Source organism: Arthrobacter sp. 260, from assembly GCF_013116745.1.
GTDB lineage: Bacteria > Actinomycetota > Actinomycetes > Actinomycetales > Micrococcaceae > Arthrobacter_D.
Genome location: NZ_JABFOE010000009.1, coordinates 175,737 through 195,271 on the forward strand (window position 1 = coordinate 175,737; position 19,535 = coordinate 195,271).

The window sequence follows — 19,535 nt, forward strand, 5'->3', positions numbered from 1 at the left end:
ACTAATCCCATTTTTCGCAAGCGGCAGTTCAGGGCGCAGAGTGATGCCCGCGCTCATCCCACATTCAGACGGCGCCTCACTGCCGGAATGATCACTGTTCTCCTGGCGGGTGGTGCATTGCCGGTTGTTGTTGCACCCGCCGCGCAAGCCGCACCGGTCGGTCAAGGGCTTACGCTCAACGCCGGCGACATGCGCTTCATTCTCAAGCAGATCAAGATTGCGGAAAATCACGCGACCAAGGAGGACGCCCAAGGCAACCCAGTTCCAGGTCAGCCGTTGCTCGGTTCCGGCCCCAATCAGATCGCCAACGCCCTGCTGCCCTACGGGCTGCGGACAGTGGACGGATCAGAAAACAATCTGGTGGCAGAGCGCACGGAATTCGGCGCCAGTGGCCTTCCGTTCCCGCGGTTGGCCACGCCACAATGGCGGACCACCGCAGCCGGTCAGACGTACAAGTCGGTGAACACCAATGTAACGGACGCCGAACCGAGGTTCATCAGCAACGTCATTGTGGATCAGACGTCCACCAACCCTGCCGCCATCGCTGCGGCCGGCCAGGCACACCGGACAGTCAATAACGCCGCTACGGCAGTGCCGTGTGATGCTAACGGTTTGCCGGCCGGTTGCGTGCCCGCCGGCGAAACCCTTGACATTCCCAACGTCACCACGGACTTCGGATTGTCACCCCCCTACAACGGAATGTTTGCCTTATTTGGCCAGTTCTTTGATCACGGGGTCGATTTCACCAAGAAGACCAAGAACTATGTGATGGTTCCGCTGGCCCAGGATGACCCGCTGATAATGGATGGCTCAGCACGGAATGCACCGTTCATGATCCTGAACCGAGCGGAGAACCAGCCCGGCCCGGACGGAAGACTTGGCACCGCCGACGACGTCCAGGATGGCACCAACACTGACTCGCCGTGGGTGGATCAGAGCCAGACCTACGGCTCACATTCCTCCCACCAGGTCTTCCTGCGGGAATACGAGATGAATGCCGACGGAAAGCCGGTTTCCACCGGCGAGCTGATCGAAGGTGTCCCAGGAGGGATGGCCACCTGGAAGGACCTCAAAGCACAGGCATCCTCGAAGCTCGGACTGTTGCTCTCCGACGCCGACGTCGCCGACCTTCCGATGCTGGCCACTGACCAGTATGGGCGCTTCCTCCGGGGACCCAACGGCCTGCCCCAGTTCATCAACCAGGATCTCAGCCTGACTGAAGGAAACCTGGAAACCCCGGTAGCCCCTCCCGCCAATGTGCAGCGCGTCGGCATCGCGTTCCTCGACGACATCGCCCACAACGGCAATCCCTTCAATTCCCAGACCGGCGCGGCACTTACGGCGGACACGGATACCGACATTGCGGAACCCACCTCCCGCCAGCCAGCGGGGACCTACGACAACGAAATGCTTGACACCCACTTTGTTGCTGGAGACGGCCGCGTGAACGAGAACATTGGCCTCACCGCTATTCACCAGATCTTCCACTCCGAGCACAATAGGCTCACCGGTTACATGAAGGACCTGCTGACGTCCCTGAACCTGGACCTGAATGAGTGGAAGCTGCCCTCGGGTCAATGGAACGGTGAACGCATCTTCCAGGCGGCCAGGTACGTGACGGAAATGGAATACCAGCACATCGTGTTTGAAGATTTTGCCCGGAAGATCCAGCCTGGCATCAACCCCTTCAACGTCTTCACGCAGTCCGACACAGGAATCAACCCGGCGATCATGGCCGAGTTTGCCCATGCAACCTACCGTTTCGGCCACTCAATGTTGACTGACACGGTCGACCGGAAGACCAACACGGGATCCGATCTTGGTCTGCCCCTGCTTGAGGCTTTCCTCAACCCGCCCGCCTACTACGAGAGCACCGAAGGGACGCTCACTCCGGAGAAGGCCGCTGGCGTCATTGCCATGGGCATGACCGACCAGGTGGGTGCAGAGCTGGACGAATTTGTCACTGACACCCTGCGCAACAACGTTCTGGGTCTGCCACTCGACTTGGCTACCCTCAACATCGCCCGCGGACGGGAAACCGGCATTCCATCGCTGAATAACTTCCGCAAGGAACTGTACCGGACAACCGGCGAATCCTCCCTGAAACCGTACACCAGCTGGGTGGACTTCGGGCAGGGACTGAAGCACCCAGATTCGGTGGTCAACTTCATGGCTGCCTACGGCACGCATGAGACCATCCGAAACGCCACGACGATCGCTGGCAAGCGCGCTGCCGCTCAGCTCCTGTTTGACATGAATCCTGCCAACACTGACACACCGGCCGACGCGTACGATTTTGTCAACAGCACGGGAGCCGATTGGACGCCTGTCAACGGCAACTCCACGACGGGTGTCGACGGCGTCGACCTGTGGGTAGGCGGCCTCGCCGAATCACAGAACCTCTTCGGAGGTTTGCTTGGATCGACCTTCAACTACATTTTCGAACGTCAAATGACTGACCTGCAGGACGGTGACCGGTTGTACTACCTGTCCCGCACTTCGGGCCTGAATCTTCGCACCCAGCTTGAAGGGAACTCACTGGCGGAGTTGATCATGCGCAACACCGATGCAAAAGCCCTGAAAGCTGACGTGTTCGGAGTAGCCGACTGCGAGTTCGAACTGGAGAATATTGTGCCGACCACCGGCAACAATGTGGCTGACGATCCTACCTCAGCCTGCAACGAGTCAGCGCTGCTCCTGCGGATGGCTGATGGAACCATCCGTTACCGGCTGACTAATACCGTGGACCGCCCAGGGCTCAACGCCCAGTCCACCTTCAACGGCACACCCGCCCGCGACAGGATCTGGGGCGGTATTGACAATGACACCGTCTGGGGAAACGACGGTGATGACATCGTTGAAGGCAACGATGGTGCTGACACTGTCCTTGGCGGCGAAGGCAACGACATCATCACTGACTCCCACGGGGACGACGTGCTCAAGGGCGGACCTGGCAACGACGCGATCGACGCCGGCCCGGGCCTGGACATCATCATGTCCGGTGCAGGTGATGACTTTTCCAACGGCGGCCTCAACGGAAACGAAACCTTCGCGGCGGAAGGAAATGACCTTATCCTCTCCGGTGACGGACCGGACGCTGTCTTCGGCGGGGGAGGAAATGACTGGATGGAAGGCGGCAACGCCAACGATCTCCTGCAAGGCGACAGTGGCGCTCCCTTCTTCGACGATCTCAACGACCCGGGCCACGATGTACTCATTGGGGACAGCGGCGAGGATGACTACGATTCAGAGGGCGGCGACGATGTCATGGTCGGCGGCCCGGGTATCGAGCGCAACCACGGCCTCTACGGCTTCGACTGGGTGACCCACGCTCGGTCCGGAGAAGCCGCGGATTCCGACATGCGCATGGTCATCGTGGAAGGCCCCAACGCTCTTCGGGACCGCTTCCTGCTGGTTGAAGGGCTGTCCGGCTGGGATAAGAACGATGTCCTGCGCGGCAACGATGATATCCCTTCTGAACCGGACGAAGAGGTAGCAGTGCCCGGGGCGAGCAACGTTCTCACCGAGGAAGGTATTGGACGGATCAGAGGTCTTGCTGAACTGCTGCCAGCAAATGCCACCACGTTCGGGGAAGGAAACATCATCATCGGCGGATCGGGGAGTGACCAGATCTGGGGCAATGGCGCAGATGACATCATTGATGGGGACAGGTGGCTCAATGTGAGGCTCAGTGTCCGTACTGATGTGAATGATCCGGCCACTGAAACCCGGACCGAAAGCACCTTGAAAAATCTCCAGGCGGACATCATGGCGGGAACCATCGACCCAGGCAAGGTAGCTATTGTCAGGGAAATCCTTTCCACACCAGAGGCCACGGATGTGGATACCGCCAACTTCTCAGGGGCGCGTGCCGAGTATGCCATCAGCACTGAGAACGGCGTCACCACGGTGGCCCATACCGGCGGTACCGGCGCAGACGGCACCGACCGCATCACCAATGTTGAACAATTGCGATTCACTGACGCCACGGTCGACCTGACCGAAACGTCAGCACCCACTGTGACGGGGCGCACCCCGGCGGAGGGAGCCACCACTGCCGCAGTTGCGGGCAACATCACGGCGACCTTCAGCGAGGCTGTCAGTGGCGTCAACAGCACGTCGGTCACTCTGGCTACAGCCGCTGGCGCCCCAATCCCGGCTGTCGTGACCTACGACGCCTCCACCAGGACAGCGACGCTGAACCCCAACGCAAACCTGGCCAATGGCACCCAATACCGGGTGAACCTGGCAGGAACTATCAGGGATGCAGCGGGGAATGCACTACCGGCAACCACCTGGACCTTCACCACCATCGGGACTGCCCCGACGGTGACCGGACGGACCCCAGGGGTGAACGCTACGAACGTGCTGATCAACGGCAATGTCACAGCCACCTTCAGCCAGCCCGTCACCGGAGTGAGTACCACCACGGCTCGGTTGGTTAATCCGACCGGCGCTACGGTGGCAGCGGTAGTCAGCTACAACGCGACCACCCGCACAGCAACACTGAACCCGAACGCCAACCTGGCAGTGAACACCCGTTACACGGTGCAGCTGACCAACGGCATCAGGAATCTGCAGGGAACCGCAATCCCAACCACCAGTTGGGCCTTTACCACCGAAGCCGCTCCAGCAATCACCGGACGGGCCCCGGGGGTGAACGCGACGAACGTGCTGATCAGCTCGAATGTCACGGCCACCTTCAGCAAGCCCGTCAACGGGCTCAGCGCCACTACCGTCCGGTTGGTTAACCCGGCCGGCGCTACGGTGGCAGCGGTAGTCAGCTACAACGCGACCACCCGCACAGCAACACTGAACCCGAACGCCAACCTGGCAGTGAACACCCGTTACACGGTGCAGCTGACCAACGGCATCAGGGACCTGCAGGGAACCGCAATCCCAACCACCAGTTGGGCTTTCAACACCGAAGCCGCTCCAGCCATCACAGGACGGACCCCAGGAGTGAACGCGACCGGTGTCAGCAGAACCGGCAATGTGAGCGCCACCTTCAGCAAGCCCGTCACCGGAGTGAGCGCCACCAGCGTCTGGGTGACCAACCCGGCCGGGGCAACAATGTCAGCGGTGGTCACTTACAACGCCACCACCCGGACTGCCACACTCAACCCAAATGCCACCCTGGCAGCTAACACCAGCTACACGGTTCGACTCTCCAACGCGATCCGGGATGCTTCGGGGATTCCGTTGCAGGCAACGGCCTGGTCGTTCAGGACTGGAGGGTAATTGACACAGTGAGTTGGATCGGCAGAGGCCGGGCTCGGAGTACCGGGCCCGGCTTCTGTCTGTCTAGGACAGACATAGGGTGGCTCAGCGTGCCGTATCGGCGCGAGGAGCGCCCAGTATCACCACAACACGGGTTCCCTCTCCCAATCGGGATCGGACCTCGATGGACCCTCCGGCCTCACTAATCGCATCTTTCATGATCATCAAACCTAGATGTCCTTCGCGCGGTTGAGCTTTCGCATCAAATCCGATCCCATCGTCATGAACGACCATCACCGTGCGACGCGCTTCCCGGGTGAGAACCAGGTCCACTGTGCGCGCATGGGCGTGCTTCGAGATGTTCATCAGAATCTCACGGGCAAGGCGGTAGAGGACCGCCGACTGTTCCGAACTGAGATCGCTACATTCGGCAAGTTGCGAGCGGACGTCGACACCCTGGTCCTTCAAAGGTTCGGTGAGTCGCTCCAGCGACGAGCACAGGTCAAGGTCCTGCACGTCGGTGAGGTAGAGCGCGCTCGTCATGCTCCGCAGCGTGCGAACGTTTTCCTGCAGCATAGTCCGCGATTGGTTGAGGAATTGCTGCTGACCTGGGTCTCCGTGGGTTTCTTGCGACTCCATTGCGTAGGCCAACCCTGAGAGGTCCTGGATGACCTCATCATGTAGCTCCCTGGCAATCCTTCGGCGTTCCGTTTCGGAGGCGTCCATGGCGCGCTGTAGCAGCAACCGTCGGACAACCTGGTGCCCCTGAACCCTTCGTGCCAATCGGACCGCAGGAACCAATTGCGCCAACTGCAGCACCACGAGAGCCAGCAGGATGGCGGGCACAATTCCGAGCAAGAGGTCGCCGTGCTGCGCCCGCACGTTCTCGTCGTCGTAATAGGCTTGCACAATCAACGGGTGTCCGTCGGCTCCGCGGGATCCGACCAGCACCTCGACCAACTCTTCAGTACCCCCGTCAAGCTCGTGTATCAACTCGTCACGACTCTGATAGGTCACCGATCCTTGGCCTTCTGCCAGAAGTGCAGTACTACTCTCCTGCAGCTCTAGTTCCCTTCCGATGAGGGTAGGCACATTCGAGTAGATGACCTGGCCATCCGCGTTCAAAACCTTAATCCTTGACACTGCCCCGTTAGCGATCCAGGGAGAAAGGCGATTATCCAGCCGTTGAATCGATTCCGGATTTCCCGCCAGGAGCTCATCGCTCACCAGCGGACCAACAGCGTAATCGGCGAGCCTTTGGGTGATGCCCTTTGCGTTTTCGAGGGCGTAATCCTCAGATACTTCACGGATCCAGAAACCCACAGGAATTGCCACGATAACAAGGGCGACCAGCCCCATGAGAAGGAATCTGTACACGGCTATTCTGACTTCAGAACGTTCCGCCCCACTCACAGGCGGTGCGGGGAGATAAGCTGGCTCCATTGCTAAAGTGCCTGATATGCCGACAGAAGGCCAAGTTTCCTGGCAGTGACAACCGCCTCCAACTGCGAATGTGCACCCAGTTTCGCGAGGATTGTCTTTACATGGCCCCGGCACGTGTTCTGCGATATGCCCAACGCCACGCTACTGGCCTTCACATCACTGCCCTCGGCCATCCTGCACAAAACCTCCATCTCCCGCGGTGTCAGGTATGGGACCGGGACATCGTTGATACGAGCACGTCGTCGTTCAACCAGCTGAGCGAGCAGGGTCGGGTGCACCACCATGCTTCCACGCCGGGCATGGCGGAGTGTATCGAGCATGATGGCCAAAGATCCGTCTTTTGGAAGGAATGCACAGATGCCGATTCCGGCTGCCCTCTCGAGGGCCTCAGGCGTCGGATCGCCGGTAAGCATAATGATCCGGGTCTGGGGTTGCTCGGCCAGGATTCTTTCAGCCGCGGTGATACCTGTGCCGTCCGGTAGGTGGAAGTCCATTACCACGACGTCGGGAAGCAGATCACGCCAGAGCGCGATGCCCGCTGCAACGCTGCAAGCGAAACCGACGCTAAGCAGATCCTCCTCACGGTTCAACGCCCCCGCGAGGAGCTCCGCGAAGGTCGCATGGTCGTCGATTATCAGAACCGTCGTCGGTTTGATGGCAACCGTCTGTCCAATATCTAAATCTGACTCAAATACTGACATGATCTGTCCCCCGCCAGAGCCCGCCCCCAACGGGATCATGTCACCCGGATCAGATCTTGTACAGAGCGAACCTCAACGAGACCTCAGCAGGCGGCGAGTGCGCGCCGCAGGAACGAATCGACCACTTTTCCCGCCTCCTCGAGCGAAGCGCGGATTTGCGACGCGGAAGTGGTTGTTATCGGGCCCAAACTGCCGGAAGATCCGGCGCTCAGCCGGTCATTCAGCATCAACAATGCCGACAGTACGTCCGACAATTCGTTGCTGTTCGCGGCGGTAGCCTGCAGTAACCGGGCATGGGCTGCCCTTAGAGCCGGGCCGGGCTCGCAGCCCAGTTCGCGGTTCAGGGCCTGACGCCATTGTTCATAGGCACGAAGGCATTCTGCATAGTGGCCAGCCTCTTCGAGACCCGTAATCAGGAGGGTCCAGGCCGACTCATTGAGCGGGTCTTCGATCACTGCACGCCGTGACCAAACCACCGCCTCATTGAACTTGCCGAGCTTCAGCGCGGCTTCCGCCGCCCGTATCCTGGCCCCGGTGACGCGGCCAGTATGGAAGCCCCTCTCTTCCTCCGCCCAGCCAGGCAGCAATTCATCACCCAGCAATGGAGCCACGGCCATTTCAAGCGCCTGGCACAGCAGCGGGTAGGAATCCGCCAGAGTTGCCTGTTCAGCTATCGCGATGAGGTTATTGAACCGGGTCACATCAAGATCCACCATCGACCGGTCCATCAAATAGCCTCCGGGCGTGGTCTGTAGCGGTCCATACTTCCCCAAACCCGGTTGGAGGCGCCGACGCAGCACGCTGACGTAGCTTTCCAAGGTGGCCAATGCTGCGGCTGGCGGATGCCCTTCCCAGATCATTTCGATCAGGCGGTCCTTAGAGACCGGAGTCCCGAGTCGAAGGAGAAGGATCTCCAGGATCTTGCGAGGTTTCGGCCCCCCAAGCTCGTGTGGATGCACCATTGTGTTACCGCGCTGTATCCGAATGCTGCCAATAATTTGCACTGACAAGTGATAGGTAGTTGGAACGGGTGCGGACAAATCTCTATTGATATCCATTGAGCGCCTCTCCCAATGATGGAATAACCCAATTCTGCAAGACCGGTGACCGTCGCCCAACCCCCACCTAGGTGGTCGAATCCGCCCAAATTTGGGGGGGGGGGAGTAGTCGGTGGGAGTCAAAAGGGTGAGCCCAAGACAGTGCACCTATTGCCGCAGAGACGCACCCCAGCACAGAAACGGCCCCACGGCCAAGAAACGCCGGAAGCAACCGGCAATCCTTGGCCTCAGGGCCGTTTCTCTGTGTGGGGTCTGACGTGACCCCAGCTATTTCAGCGCGTTCCCGGCGCGGCGCTTGTTGAAGATGTCGAACGCTACTGCGAGCAGCAACACCATCCCCTTGATGAACTGCTGGAAGTCGGTGCCCACACCCAGCAGCGACATTCCATTGTTCAGCACGCCGACGATCAGACCACCGGTAATGGCACCGATGACGGTACCCACACCGCCGGTCACTGCCGCCCCACCAATGAAAGCAGCAGCGATCGCGTCCAATTCGAAGAGGTTACCTGCGCCGGGTCCGGCGGAGTTCAGCCGGCCGGTGAAGATCAGGCCGGCGAGGGCGGCGAGCACCCCCATGTTCACGAACAGCATGAAGTCGATCCGCTTGGTGTTTACGCCGGACAGCTGGGCTGCCTGCAGGTTGCCACCACGGGCGTAGATGTGACGGCCAAAAACTGTCTTGTTCATCACGGCACTGTAGAGAACCACCAGCAGCCCGAGGACCACCAGCACGATTGGGGTACCGCTGCGCGAGCTGGCCAGGAGGTAGGTGAGTCCCAGGATGATGAAGGTACCGAAGGCCACCTTGGTGTAGAACCAGCCGGCCGGCTCATCAATGAGTCCCAGCTTGGCCCGGGTGGCCCGACCGCGAAGCATGCTGACCACCAAGAGGATGGCTGAGATGACACCGAGGGCAACCGTGGTCCAGTCAAGAATGTTGGTATCCGCCGGGAATAAGCCAGGGAACAGGAAACCTCCGCCCAGCTGCCGGTACTCCTCCGGGAAACCGGTAATCCGCGCGTTCTCCAGGGTGATCTGGGTCAGGCCGCGGAAGATCAACATGCCAGCGAGGGTCACGATGAACGCCGGTATCCCCACGTAGGCGACCCAGAACCCTTGCCAGGCACCCACCAGGGCGCCAACGAGGAGGGAGGCAGCAAACGCCATCCACCAGTTGAAGCCCCAGTCCCGGATCATCACCCCGGACATAGCGCCCACGAAGGCGGCCACGGATCCCACCGACAGGTCAATGTGACCGGCGATGATGATCATGACCATGCCAATGGCGAGCAACAGGATGTAGCTGTTCTGGACGATGATGTTGGAGACGTTGTCGGCCTGCAGCAGCCTGCCGCCAGTAAGGACCTGGAAGAGGACAACAATTACCAACAGGGCTAAGAAAATGCCGATTTGTCGGAGCCGGCTAGTGAGAAACTGGGCGGCGTCCTTAACGGTAGAAGCCATTGAAGTTAGTCCTTTTCCTTGGTCATAAACTGCATCAGAGTTTCGGGGGTGGCCTCGCTGATGGGGACGTCGGCGGTGATGACGCCCTCGGCGAGGGTGTAGATCCGGTCGCAAATTCCCAGAAGCTCAGGAAGTTCGGAAGAGATCACGATGACCGCTTTACCGTCGGCTGCGAGCTGATTGATGATGGTGTAGATCTCGTACTTGGCGCCGACGTCGATCCCGCGGGTCGGTTCGTCAAGAATCAGGACATCCGGGTCGGAGAACATCCACTTGGACAGCACCACCTTCTGCTGGTTACCACCGGAGAGTTTTCCGGTGATGGATGCAACCGAGGGGGCCTTGATGTTCATTGATTTGCGGTAACCCTCAGCGACGACGGTTTCCTTGCCGCCATCCACCCAGCCCCTGTTTGCGAGCTTGTCGAGGGCGGCACCGGAGATGTTGCGCTTGATGTCGTCGAGCAGGTTGAGCCCGTACTTTTTGCGGTCTTCGGTGGCGTAGGCCAGGCCATGCCCGATCGCCTCCGTCACGGTCCGCGCCTTGATCGGCTCACCGGACTTGTAGATGGATCCGCTGATGTTGGATCCGTAGCTGTGGCCAAAGATGCTCATGGCCAGTTCGGTGCGGCCCGCGCCCATCAGCCCGGCGATGCCCACAATCTCACCGGCCTTGACTGAAAGGTTTGCCCCATCGATGACTACCCGTGAGTGCTCGGTCGGGTGGTGCACCGTCCAGTTCTCCACCCGCAGCACTTCCGCGCCGATGTCGGGGGTACGGTCCGGGTAGCGGCTAAGCAGGTCGCGGCCAACCATGCCCTTGATGATGCGCTCCTCGGTGACTGATCCGTCGTGAAGGCTCAGGGTCTCGATGGTCTTGCCGTCCCGGAGGATGGTGACCGAGTCGGCGATGGCCCGGATCTCGTTGAGCTTGTGGCTGATGATGATGCAGGCGATGCCCTGATCCCGGAGCCCCTTCACCAGGCCCAGCAGGTGCGCCGAGTCCTCGTCGTTGAGTGCAGCGGTGGGTTCGTCGAGGATCAGCAGTTTCACGTTCTTGGAGAGCGCCTTCGCGATTTCCACTAGCTGTTGCTTGCCGACGCCGATCTCTCCGGCCTTGGTGGCGGGGTTCAGGTTAAGTCCCACCCGGTTGAGCAGCTGGGCTGCGAGGTGGTTGGTCTCGTTCCAGTCGATGATGCCGCGTTTGGAGCGTTCGTTGCCGAGGAAGATGTTCTCCGCCACTGACAGGTACGGGGACAGGGCCAGCTCCTGGTGGATGATCACCACACCCAGTTTTTCGCTGTCCTTGATGTCACGGAAGGCAACGGTTTTGCCTTCGAACACAATGTCGCCCTCATAGGTCCCGTGCGGATAGACGCCGGAGAGCACTTTCATCAATGTTGACTTACCGGCGCCGTTTTCGCCGCAGATCGCGTGTACTTCGCCAGGCGCCACCTCAAGGCTGACGTCCTGGAGTGCCTTGACACCGGGGAAGGACTTCGAGATCTGGCGCATCTCCAGGATGTGCTCTGCCATGGGATCCTCAGTTCATCGGGGGTAAATACTGGAACTTCAAGAAAAAGATGGATCTGCGGCCGGCGGCCCGTGGGCCGCCGACCGCAGGATGAGGGGGTTAGAGCTCGTCAGCGGTGTAGTAGCCGCTGTCGACCAGAACTTCCTCGTAGTTGTCCACCGTCACGATGGTGGATTCGAGCAGGTACGAGGGGACGACGATCTCGCCGTTGTCGTACGTCTCGGTGTCGTTGACCTCGACCTCTTCACCGTTGATGATCGAGTCGACCATGGTCACGGCACGCTCGCCGAGTTCGCGGACGTCCTTGAAGATAGTCGAGTACTGCTCGCCGGCGATGATCGACTGGACCGAACCAACTTCGGCGTCCTGGCCGGTGACGATCGGCAGGTCGTCTGCCGAGTATCCGCCCGAGGTCAGCGCCGAGATGATGCCGATCGACAGGCCGTCGTACGGGGAGAGGACGCCGTCGACGGTTTCGCCGCCACCGATCGTCAGGAGATCTTCCATGCGGTCCTGGGCGGTGTCGGGCAGCCAGCGAAGGATCGCTGCCTGCTCGAAGTCAACCTGGCCGCTCGGCACGTTGAGGACGCCGCTGTCCAGGTATGGCTGCAGGACGCTCATGGCGCCGTTCCAGAAGAAAGTGGCGTTGTTGTCGTCGGGGCTGCCGGCGAAGAGCTCCACGTTGTAGGGGCCCTCTTCACCCGTTTCCTCACCGTTCTCATCCAGGACACCCAACCCGGTCAGCAGCGAGGTGGCCTGCTGGACACCCACCTGCTCGTTGTCGAAGGTGGTGTAGTAATCGACCGTGTCGGAACCGTTGATCAGCCGGTCGTACGCGATGACCGGAATGTCCTGCGCCTCGGCAGTGTCGAGCACGCTGGTCAGCGTGGTGCCGTCGATCGAGGCAATGATGAGCGCCTCAGCACCGCCGTTGATCATGTTCTCGATCTGGGAGATCTGGGTGGGAATATCGTCGTTGGCGAACTGCAGGTCCACTTCGTACCCGAGTTCCTCCAGCTGTGCCTGAACGTTCTCGCCGTCAGCGATCCAGCGCTCTGACTGCTGGGTCGGCATGGCCACACCAATGCGTGCGCCCTCGGTTGAGCCGCTTTCGCCGGCTTCGCTGCCGCCACGGTTGCTTCCGCCGCAGGCGGTGAGGCCGAGCGCCAGCGCACTGGTGGCAGCGATGCCAACGAGGAATTTCTTCTTCATCATTGTGTTTACCTTTCATTTACCGGGCACCAGTGCCCGGTCCTTTTGGTTCGGTTAGAGTTTCTGGGCAAGTCGGTAGTAGGCGGAATTCCACCGCAGTTCACGCTGGAATTCGCGCAGGGTGGTGGAGCTGTTGATACTGAGCAGCTCGGTCCCGGCGATGTCGGCGAAGTCTTCAAAGACGTCCAGCCCGACGGCGGTGCTCATCACCGTGTGATGAGCGGCTCCGGCGCTGAGCCAGGCAGCGGCCGACGTCGCGAGGTCCGGCTCCGGCTTCCACACGGCGCGAGCCACGGGAAGATTAGGCAGCGGCGCGTCCGGCGGCACCACCTCGACGGCGTTGGCTGTGAGCCGGAACCGGTCGCGCATGTCGGACATGGCGACGACGACCCCGGGGCCAGCATCGGCATCGAACACGAGCCTGACCGGGTCCTCCCGCCCACCAATCCCGAGCGGGTGGACTTCGAGGGTCGGCTTCGAGGTGGTCAGCGACGGGCAGACCTCCAACATGTGGGCGCCGAGGATCTTCTCTTCGCCGGGCACCAGATGGTAGGTGTAATCCTCCATCAGCGAGGCGCCACCGGGGAGTCCCGCGCCCATGACCTTCGCCGCGCGCACCAGGATGGCGGTTTTCCAGTCGCCCTCCGCACCGAACCCGTACCCCTGGGCCATCAGCCGTTGCACCGCCAGTCCGGGAAGCTGCCGGAGCCCGCCCAGATCCTCGAAACTGGTGGTGAACGCCCCAAAGGATCCTGACTCCAGGAAGGACTTCAGGCCCAGCTCCAGCCGCGCGCCGTAGCGGAGGGAATCGTGCCGGTCGCCTCCGCTCCGCAGGTGACCGGCGACGTCGTACGTGTCCTCATACTCGGCGATCAGCTCATCGATGTCGGCCTCGGACTGCGCGTCCACCGACTCGACCAGGTCGTTGACACCCCAGGTGTTGACCGAGACGCCGAACCGGAGCTCGGCTTCGGTCTTGTCCCCCTCGGTGACGGCGACGTTGCGCATATTGTCCCCGAAACGGGCCACCTTCAGTTCGTGGACGGCTGCCCAACCGGCAGCGGCACGGGACCACGAGGAGATCTGGGCGGTAACGGCCGGGTTGGACACATGCCCGACGACGGTCTTCCGCGCCATCCCGAGGCGCGAGGCGATGTACCCGAACTCGCGGTCACCGTGGGCGGCCTGGTTGAGGTTCATGAAGTCGAAGTCGATCTCGGCCCACGGGAGTGCGACGTTGATCTGGGTGTGGAGGTGCAGCAACGGCTTGCGCAGCGCGTCCAGTCCAGCGATCCACATTTTCGCGGGGCTGAACGTGTGCATCCACGCGATCACGCCGATCGTCGAGTCGCTGGCGTTGGCTTCCAGCGCGGTGCGGCGGATCGACTCGGAGTCCTTCAGGGTCGGCTTCCAGATGATCTTGACGGGCAGTCCGCCGAGCATGCCCACGATCTCCTGGGACTGCTCGGTGACCTGGCGAAGGGTGTCCTCCCCGTAGAGGTCCTGGCTACCGGTGAGGAACCAGATCTCATAGTGGTCCAGATCGGTGCGTAGAATCCCGGGCGAGGTCACAGTGCGGCTCCTTTAGGTGCGGGCGTGGATTGCCCGTAGACGTTCTGATAGCGGTCGAAGAGTGATTCGATGTGGGGTTGCCCGATGGTCAGGGGCTCGCCCAGCTGGCGTGCAATGTGGATGGTGCGGGCGACGTCCTCGAGCATGACCGCGGCCTTGACGGCGTCCCGCGCGTCCTTCCCGATGGTGAAGGGCCCGTGGCTCTTCATCAGCACGGCGCGGGACCGGTGTCCGGTGAGCGTCTCGACGATTCCACGGCCGATCGAATCGTCCCCGATGATGGCGAACGGGCCCACGGGGACTTCGCCGCCAAACTCGTCGGCCATGGCGGTGATGACGCAGGGGATGGCTTCGCCGCGGGCGGCCCAGGCGGTGGCGTAGGTGGAGTGGGTGTGCACCACCCCGCCGACGCGGGGCATGTTCCGGTAGACGTAGGCGTGGGCGGCGGTGTCCGACGACGGCGAGCGCTCGGATCCCGCCGTGCCGGGGATGACGTTGCCGTCGAGGTCGCAGAGGATCTGGTTCTCCGGGCTCAACTTGTCATAGTCAACCCCGCTCGGCTTGATCACGAAGAGATCCATACCGGGCACCCGGCCGGACACGTTGCCGCCGGTCCAGACGACCAGGCCGTACCGCACGAGTTCGGCGTGGAGATCGGCAACCTCCTGCCGGATCCGGCTGATGGTTTCTTCCTCGCGGGCTGTGAAGGTGCTCATGCGCTGACCGCTGCTTTCGAATAGGCCTCGCGGCGGATGTCCTTTAGCCGCTTCATGACCTGGTTCTCTCCCCGGCCGAAGTAGTCGTGGAGCAGTTCATACTCGGCGTACAACCGGTCGTAGGCGGCGGCGCGTTCCGGGTCGGGAAGGTAGGCGTCCCGGTTGACCTGGCCCATCGCCGCGGCTGCGGCGCGGACGTCCGGGTAGGCGCCGGCGGCGACCGCCGCGTGGATGGCCGACCCTAGGGCCGGGCCCTGGTCGCTGCCGATGGTGGAGATGGGCATCCTGAGGACGTCGCTGTAGAGCTGCATCAGGAACCGGTTCTTCAGGAGTCCGCCGGCAGCGATGAACTCGGTGACGGGGACGCCCGCGGTGTTGAAGGTTTCGACGATTTTCCGGGTTCCGAAGGCTGTCGCTTCGAGCAGTGCCCGGTACACTTCGTGGGCTTTCGTGGAGAGGGTCATCCCCACCACGGTCCCTGAGAGCTGGTGGTCGACGAGGACAGACCGGTTGCCCGAGTGCCAGTCCAGTGCGACCAGTCCGTGCCCGCCCACTGGTTCGTCCTGCGCCTGTTCGGTGAGGTACTGGTGGACGGAGAGGCCGGCGTCGTCGGCCTTCTGCTTGTCAGCGGCGGGCACCTGGTTGTCCACGTACCAGCCGAAGATGTCGCCCACGCCAGACTGTCCGGCCTCGTAGCCGTACAGTCCGTCGACAATCCCGCCGTCCACGACGCCGCACATGCCGGGGACTTCCCTGAGCACGTCGGAGTTCATCACATGGCAGGTGGAGGTGCCCATGATTGCTACCATCTGGCCGGGATCCGTTGCCTGCGCTGCGGGGGCCGCGACGTGGGCGTCGACGTTGCCCACCGCGACCGCGATGCCAGCGGGGAGTCCGGTCCAGCCGGCTGCCTCTTCGGTCAGCGTTCCGGCCTGTGAGCCGAGCGCCCCGATCGGGTGCTTCACCTTGTCCTCGGCGAAGGAAGCGAAATCCGGGTTGAGGGCTGCGAGGAAAGCCTCGCTGGGGTATTCACCGTCCTGGAGGATGCCCTTGTACCCGGCGGTGCAGGCGTTGCGGACGTACTCGCCGGAGAGCTGCCAGACAATCCAGTCGGCCGCTTCGACCCAGCGCTCCATCCGGTTGTACAGCTCGGGGTCTTCCTCCAGCAGTTGCAGGCCCTTGGCGAATTCCCATTCGCTGGAGATGAGACCGCCGTAGCGCGGCAGCCAGCTTTCGCCCCGCTCTTCGGCGATACGGTTGATGCGGTTCGCCTGCTCCTGGGCCGCGTGGTGCTTCCAAAGTTTTACGTAGGCGTGCGGCCGGGTCTCAAGACCGGGGAGTTCGTTGAGCGGGGTGCCGTCCGCCGTCGTCGGCACCATGGTGCAGGCGGTGAAGTCGGTGGCGATGCCGATGACGTCCCGCGGGTCGACTCCTGCGTTCCGCACGGCCTCGGGAACTGCGGTGCGGAGCACATCGACGTAGTCGGAAGGGACCTGGAGCGCCCATTCCGGTGGCAGCTTCTCACCGGTGGCGGCGAGCACCCGATCCATGACCGCGTGAGGGTACTCGAGGACGGCTGAACCCAGCTCTTCACCGTCGGAAACGCGGACGACGACGGCCCGCCCGGACAGTGTGCCAAAGTCAACTCCGACAACATAGGCTGTCGCGTGCTCAGGGCGGGGCTGTGGTCCCAAAGGTTGACCTCTTTGTCTGTTTCGAACGGATAGCTACCCCAATGTGACCGGTCACATATGGTGCATTCAGTAAGTGAAACAGAGCCGATGAGAAGGTGTCAACGAATAAATAATCTCAATTGGGTAACGCAGCAGGCGACTCGTTAGCCCTCAGGGGGTGCGGCGGCGGAGTTGCGGACCACCAGTTCGGGGACCACATGACGGTGGTGAGTCTCCGGTTCGCCGCGAAGATCCGCCAGCAACAGCGCAATGCAGCGCCGCCCCAACTCGGCGAAGTCCTGCCGGACGGTGGTCAACGGCGGCAGGAAGTGGGCTGCCTCCGGAATGTCATCGAACCCCACCACGCTGATGTCCCGAGGCACGTCCAGGCCACCCTCCCGGAAGGCGTGAATGAGCCCCAGCGCCATCTGGTCATTGGAAGAAAAGACAGCCGTGAAATTGCCGTCCCGGAGCAGTTCCTTCCCAATCCGGTACCCGGATTCGGCGGTCCAATCGCCGACCAGAGGTTCAGCCGCCTCGGCGCCCCAGACTGACATTTCCACCCGGAAGCCGCGGATCCGTTCCCCGGTCTCCACCCAGCCCTTGGGGCCGGTGACGTGGACAATCCGGCGGTGACCCAGTTCCAGCAGGTGGCGGGTAGCCAGCCGTGCGCCAGCGACCTGATCCACGGACAGCCGATGGTCCTCCAGCCGTGCCGTCGAGTGAACCGTCACGAAGGGGATGTCGATGGAAAGGTGCTCGATTGCCTCAAGGGTCTTGAACTGCGGCGCCTGAATGATCAGGCCCTCCGCCGCGTGGCCTACCAGCCGGTCCAGTGCCTTGGTGATCGAGTCGTCGTCGGTGACGTTGGCAATGTCCACCAGATAGCCGGCGTCGCGGGCAGCCGACTCGATCGCTGCGAGCGACGATGAGGGGCCGTAGTACGCACCATGGGAAACCAGCACACCAATGATCCCAGACCTGCTGGTGACCAGCATGCGGGCTGCCCGGCTGGGCCGGAACTGCAGTTCCTCCATGGCGGCGAGCACCTTCAACCGGGTGGACTCCCGGACGCTCGCGTGACCGTTGATGACCCGGGAAACCGTCTGGTGAGAGATCCCTGCCGCCCTCGCGACGTCGCGAATGTTCGCGGCCCGTGGGGCCGCGCGTTTCTCCTCACCGGGGCGGGACACATTCACACCATGAAGGTTATCCCACGGCTGCTGTCCTGGCGGGGCCGACCGGGATCAACCTCAGTGGGACTCGACGATCTCCTCGTTGCGGGCGAACCGGCGGTTCTTGAGGACCGGTAGGAACTCCCTGACGTCGGCGATACGCCGTCGGGATACGTCGGTGGTTACCACTGACTCGTCCTCGTCGGTCAGGAAGACCTGCGGGATGCCCATCGGATCAATGATGGCCGAGTGACCGATCGTGTGTCCGCTGGAGGTGCCAGCCGCGGCAATCCAGACCGTATTCTCAATGGCACGGGCCTTCAGTAGGGTTTCCCAGTGGTCCACCTTGTGGTCGCCCTTGAACCAGGCCGCTGGCACCAGGATCAGGTCGGCGCCACGGTCAGCGAGCGCGCGCGCCTGTTCGGGGAACCGGATGTCGTAGCAGGTCATGAGTCCAACGGAGAGGTCGCCGATGGTGACCACCTTGATGCCGCCGTCGCCCGGTTTGATCCGGGTGGACTCCTGGTAGCTGAACGCGTCGTAAAGGTGCAGTTTGCGGTACGTGTCGACGATCCGGCCGGTGGCATCGACCAGGACCAGGGTGTTGTAGGGGCGGTCCTCGCCGCTGGCTTCGTACCCGCCAGCAACCACCGCGATGCCCAGTTCCACGGCCATGAAGGACAGTTGCTGCACGAACTTGGACCAGTTCTCGTCAACCGCGGCAACGAGCGAGCCCTCCACCTTCCCGATGGAGAACATGGATTCCTCAGGAAAGACGATCAGCTCCGAGGAGTCCGAGCGCGCCTGCTCGGCAAGCCTGCGCATGGTCGCCAGGTTCTCCGAAACGTCCCCGCTTGGGCGGAACTGCCCAACACTGATCTTCATCGTTGCCGCTTTCAGTTAAGAAACAGGTGCCCTCACAGCGTACCGAATGCTGCCAGGTCCTATCGTTGGGTTATGAGACTGCAACGTATCGCCCCTGGCCCCGGCCAGGAATCCGTCTGGGACTACCCGCGACCGCCACGGTTGGAGACCAGCACTGAGCGGGTGGTGATCGAGTTCGGCGGGGTGGTCATCGCCGACACCACCAACGCGGTACGGGTCCTGGAGACCAGCCACCCGCCGGTGTACTACGTGCCGATCGCCGACTTCGAGGCTGGTGCGCTGGTCCCGGCGGAGGGATCCTCCCTGTGCGAGTACAAGGGGATGGCTGCCTATTACGACGTCGTCGGTCGGCGGCACCGGGCGCCGAGGGCCGGGTGGACCTACCCCGACCCGACTCCCGGGTTCGAACCTCTGCGCACCCGGGTGGCCATCTACCCGGGCGCCATGGACAAATGCCTGATCGACGGCGAGGTGGTCCAGGCCCAGGAAGGTGACTTCTATGGCGGCTGGATCACCAAGCGCATCGTCGGGCCATTCAAAGGAGCCCCCGGCACCTGGGGGTGGTGAACCGCTTGCGCAGCTCTGGCGGGTGACCTCCCCCCTTGGTGCAGTTGTGGCGGGGTGGAGGGCGGTTTTCCCCCCCCCCCCCCCCCCAAACCCCGGGTGCCCAGCGGCCCAGCGGGCCCAACCCACCCCAACCCCCCCCCCACCCCCCCCGGCCCCCCCAAACCCACCCCCCCCCCCTCCCAGGCAGTCCCCCCGCAAAAGCCGGGAACATCAACCGCGGGCGCTCCCGCCTCTCCGCGCCCGCCGGAAAAATCATCCCCCGCGCCCGCCGCAACCAACTCCTCCTACCGGAAACAGCGCCGGAAAAGGATCT

The 19,535-nt window shown here is 62.3% G+C and carries 13 protein-coding genes; 2 read left to right on the forward strand and 11 right to left on the reverse strand.

Features of this window, described 5'->3' with window-relative positions:
- The first annotated feature begins 87 nt into the window (after positions 1–87).
- Complete coding sequence (locus tag HMI57_RS12030; RefSeq protein ID WP_228721079.1) at positions 88–5,241, forward strand: Ig-like domain-containing protein; 5,154 nt, start codon at positions 88–90, stop codon at positions 5,239–5,241.
- 84 nt (positions 5,242–5,325) lie between these two features.
- On the opposite strand, the gene HMI57_RS12035 is transcribed toward HMI57_RS12030, so the two are convergent.
- The 11 genes from HMI57_RS12035 to HMI57_RS12085 form a co-directional block, all read right to left on the reverse strand.
- A complete protein-coding gene (locus tag HMI57_RS12035; protein WP_171586244.1) occupies positions 5,326–6,579 on the reverse strand; it encodes an ATP-binding protein in 1,254 nt (417 codons plus the stop codon).
- A gap of 86 nt (positions 6,580–6,665) precedes the next feature.
- Positions 6,666–7,364, reverse strand: a complete 699-nt coding sequence (locus HMI57_RS12040) for a response regulator transcription factor (protein WP_228721080.1) — start codon at positions 7,362–7,364, stop codon at positions 6,666–6,668.
- A gap of 83 nt (positions 7,365–7,447) precedes the next feature.
- Positions 7,448–8,422 carry a BTAD domain-containing putative transcriptional regulator gene (locus HMI57_RS12045; protein WP_171586246.1) on the reverse strand — a complete coding sequence of 325 codons (975 nt, stop codon included), beginning with the start codon at positions 8,420–8,422 and terminating at the stop codon, positions 7,448–7,450.
- A gap of 267 nt (positions 8,423–8,689) precedes the next feature.
- Positions 8,690–9,889, reverse strand: a complete 1,200-nt coding sequence (gene mmsB / locus HMI57_RS12050) for a multiple monosaccharide ABC transporter permease (RefSeq protein ID WP_171586247.1) — start codon at positions 9,887–9,889, stop codon at positions 8,690–8,692.
- Positions 9,890–9,894: 5 nt separating this feature from the next.
- Positions 9,895–11,424 carry a multiple monosaccharide ABC transporter ATP-binding protein gene (gene mmsA, locus HMI57_RS12055; RefSeq protein WP_171586248.1) on the reverse strand — a complete coding sequence of 510 codons (1,530 nt, stop codon included), beginning with the start codon at positions 11,422–11,424 and terminating at the stop codon, positions 9,895–9,897.
- 97 nt (positions 11,425–11,521) lie between these two features.
- Complete coding sequence (gene chvE / locus HMI57_RS12060; RefSeq protein ID WP_171586249.1) at positions 11,522–12,637, reverse strand: multiple monosaccharide ABC transporter substrate-binding protein; 1,116 nt, start codon at positions 12,635–12,637, stop codon at positions 11,522–11,524.
- Between the two features lie 51 nt (positions 12,638–12,688).
- Complete coding sequence (gene araA, locus HMI57_RS12065) at positions 12,689–14,206, reverse strand: L-arabinose isomerase (protein ID WP_318779095.1); 1,518 nt, start codon at positions 14,204–14,206, stop codon at positions 12,689–12,691.
- Positions 14,203–14,922 carry an L-ribulose-5-phosphate 4-epimerase gene (locus tag HMI57_RS12070; protein ID WP_171586250.1) on the reverse strand — a complete coding sequence of 240 codons (720 nt, stop codon included), beginning with the start codon at positions 14,920–14,922 and terminating at the stop codon, positions 14,203–14,205. Before HMI57_RS12070 ends, araA begins: the two co-directional genes overlap by 4 nt.
- A complete protein-coding gene (araB, locus tag HMI57_RS12075; protein WP_171586251.1) occupies positions 14,919–16,616 on the reverse strand; it encodes a ribulokinase in 1,698 nt (565 codons plus the stop codon). Before araB ends, HMI57_RS12070 begins: the two co-directional genes overlap by 4 nt.
- A gap of 143 nt (positions 16,617–16,759) precedes the next feature.
- On the reverse strand, positions 16,760–17,794 hold the full coding sequence (locus HMI57_RS12080) for a LacI family DNA-binding transcriptional regulator (RefSeq protein WP_318779096.1): 1,035 nt from the start codon (positions 17,792–17,794) through the stop codon (positions 16,760–16,762).
- A gap of 54 nt (positions 17,795–17,848) precedes the next feature.
- Positions 17,849–18,655 (reverse strand): carbon-nitrogen hydrolase family protein, encoded by an 807-nt coding sequence (locus HMI57_RS12085; RefSeq protein ID WP_171586252.1) that lies wholly within the window; start codon positions 18,653–18,655, stop codon positions 17,849–17,851.
- Between the two features lie 72 nt (positions 18,656–18,727).
- Here HMI57_RS12085 and HMI57_RS12090 point away from each other — a divergent pair, with 72 nt between their 5' ends.
- Positions 18,728–19,222 (forward strand): DUF427 domain-containing protein, encoded by a 495-nt coding sequence (locus HMI57_RS12090; RefSeq protein WP_171586253.1) that lies wholly within the window; start codon positions 18,728–18,730, stop codon positions 19,220–19,222.
- The last annotated feature ends 313 nt before the right edge of the window (positions 19,223–19,535 follow it).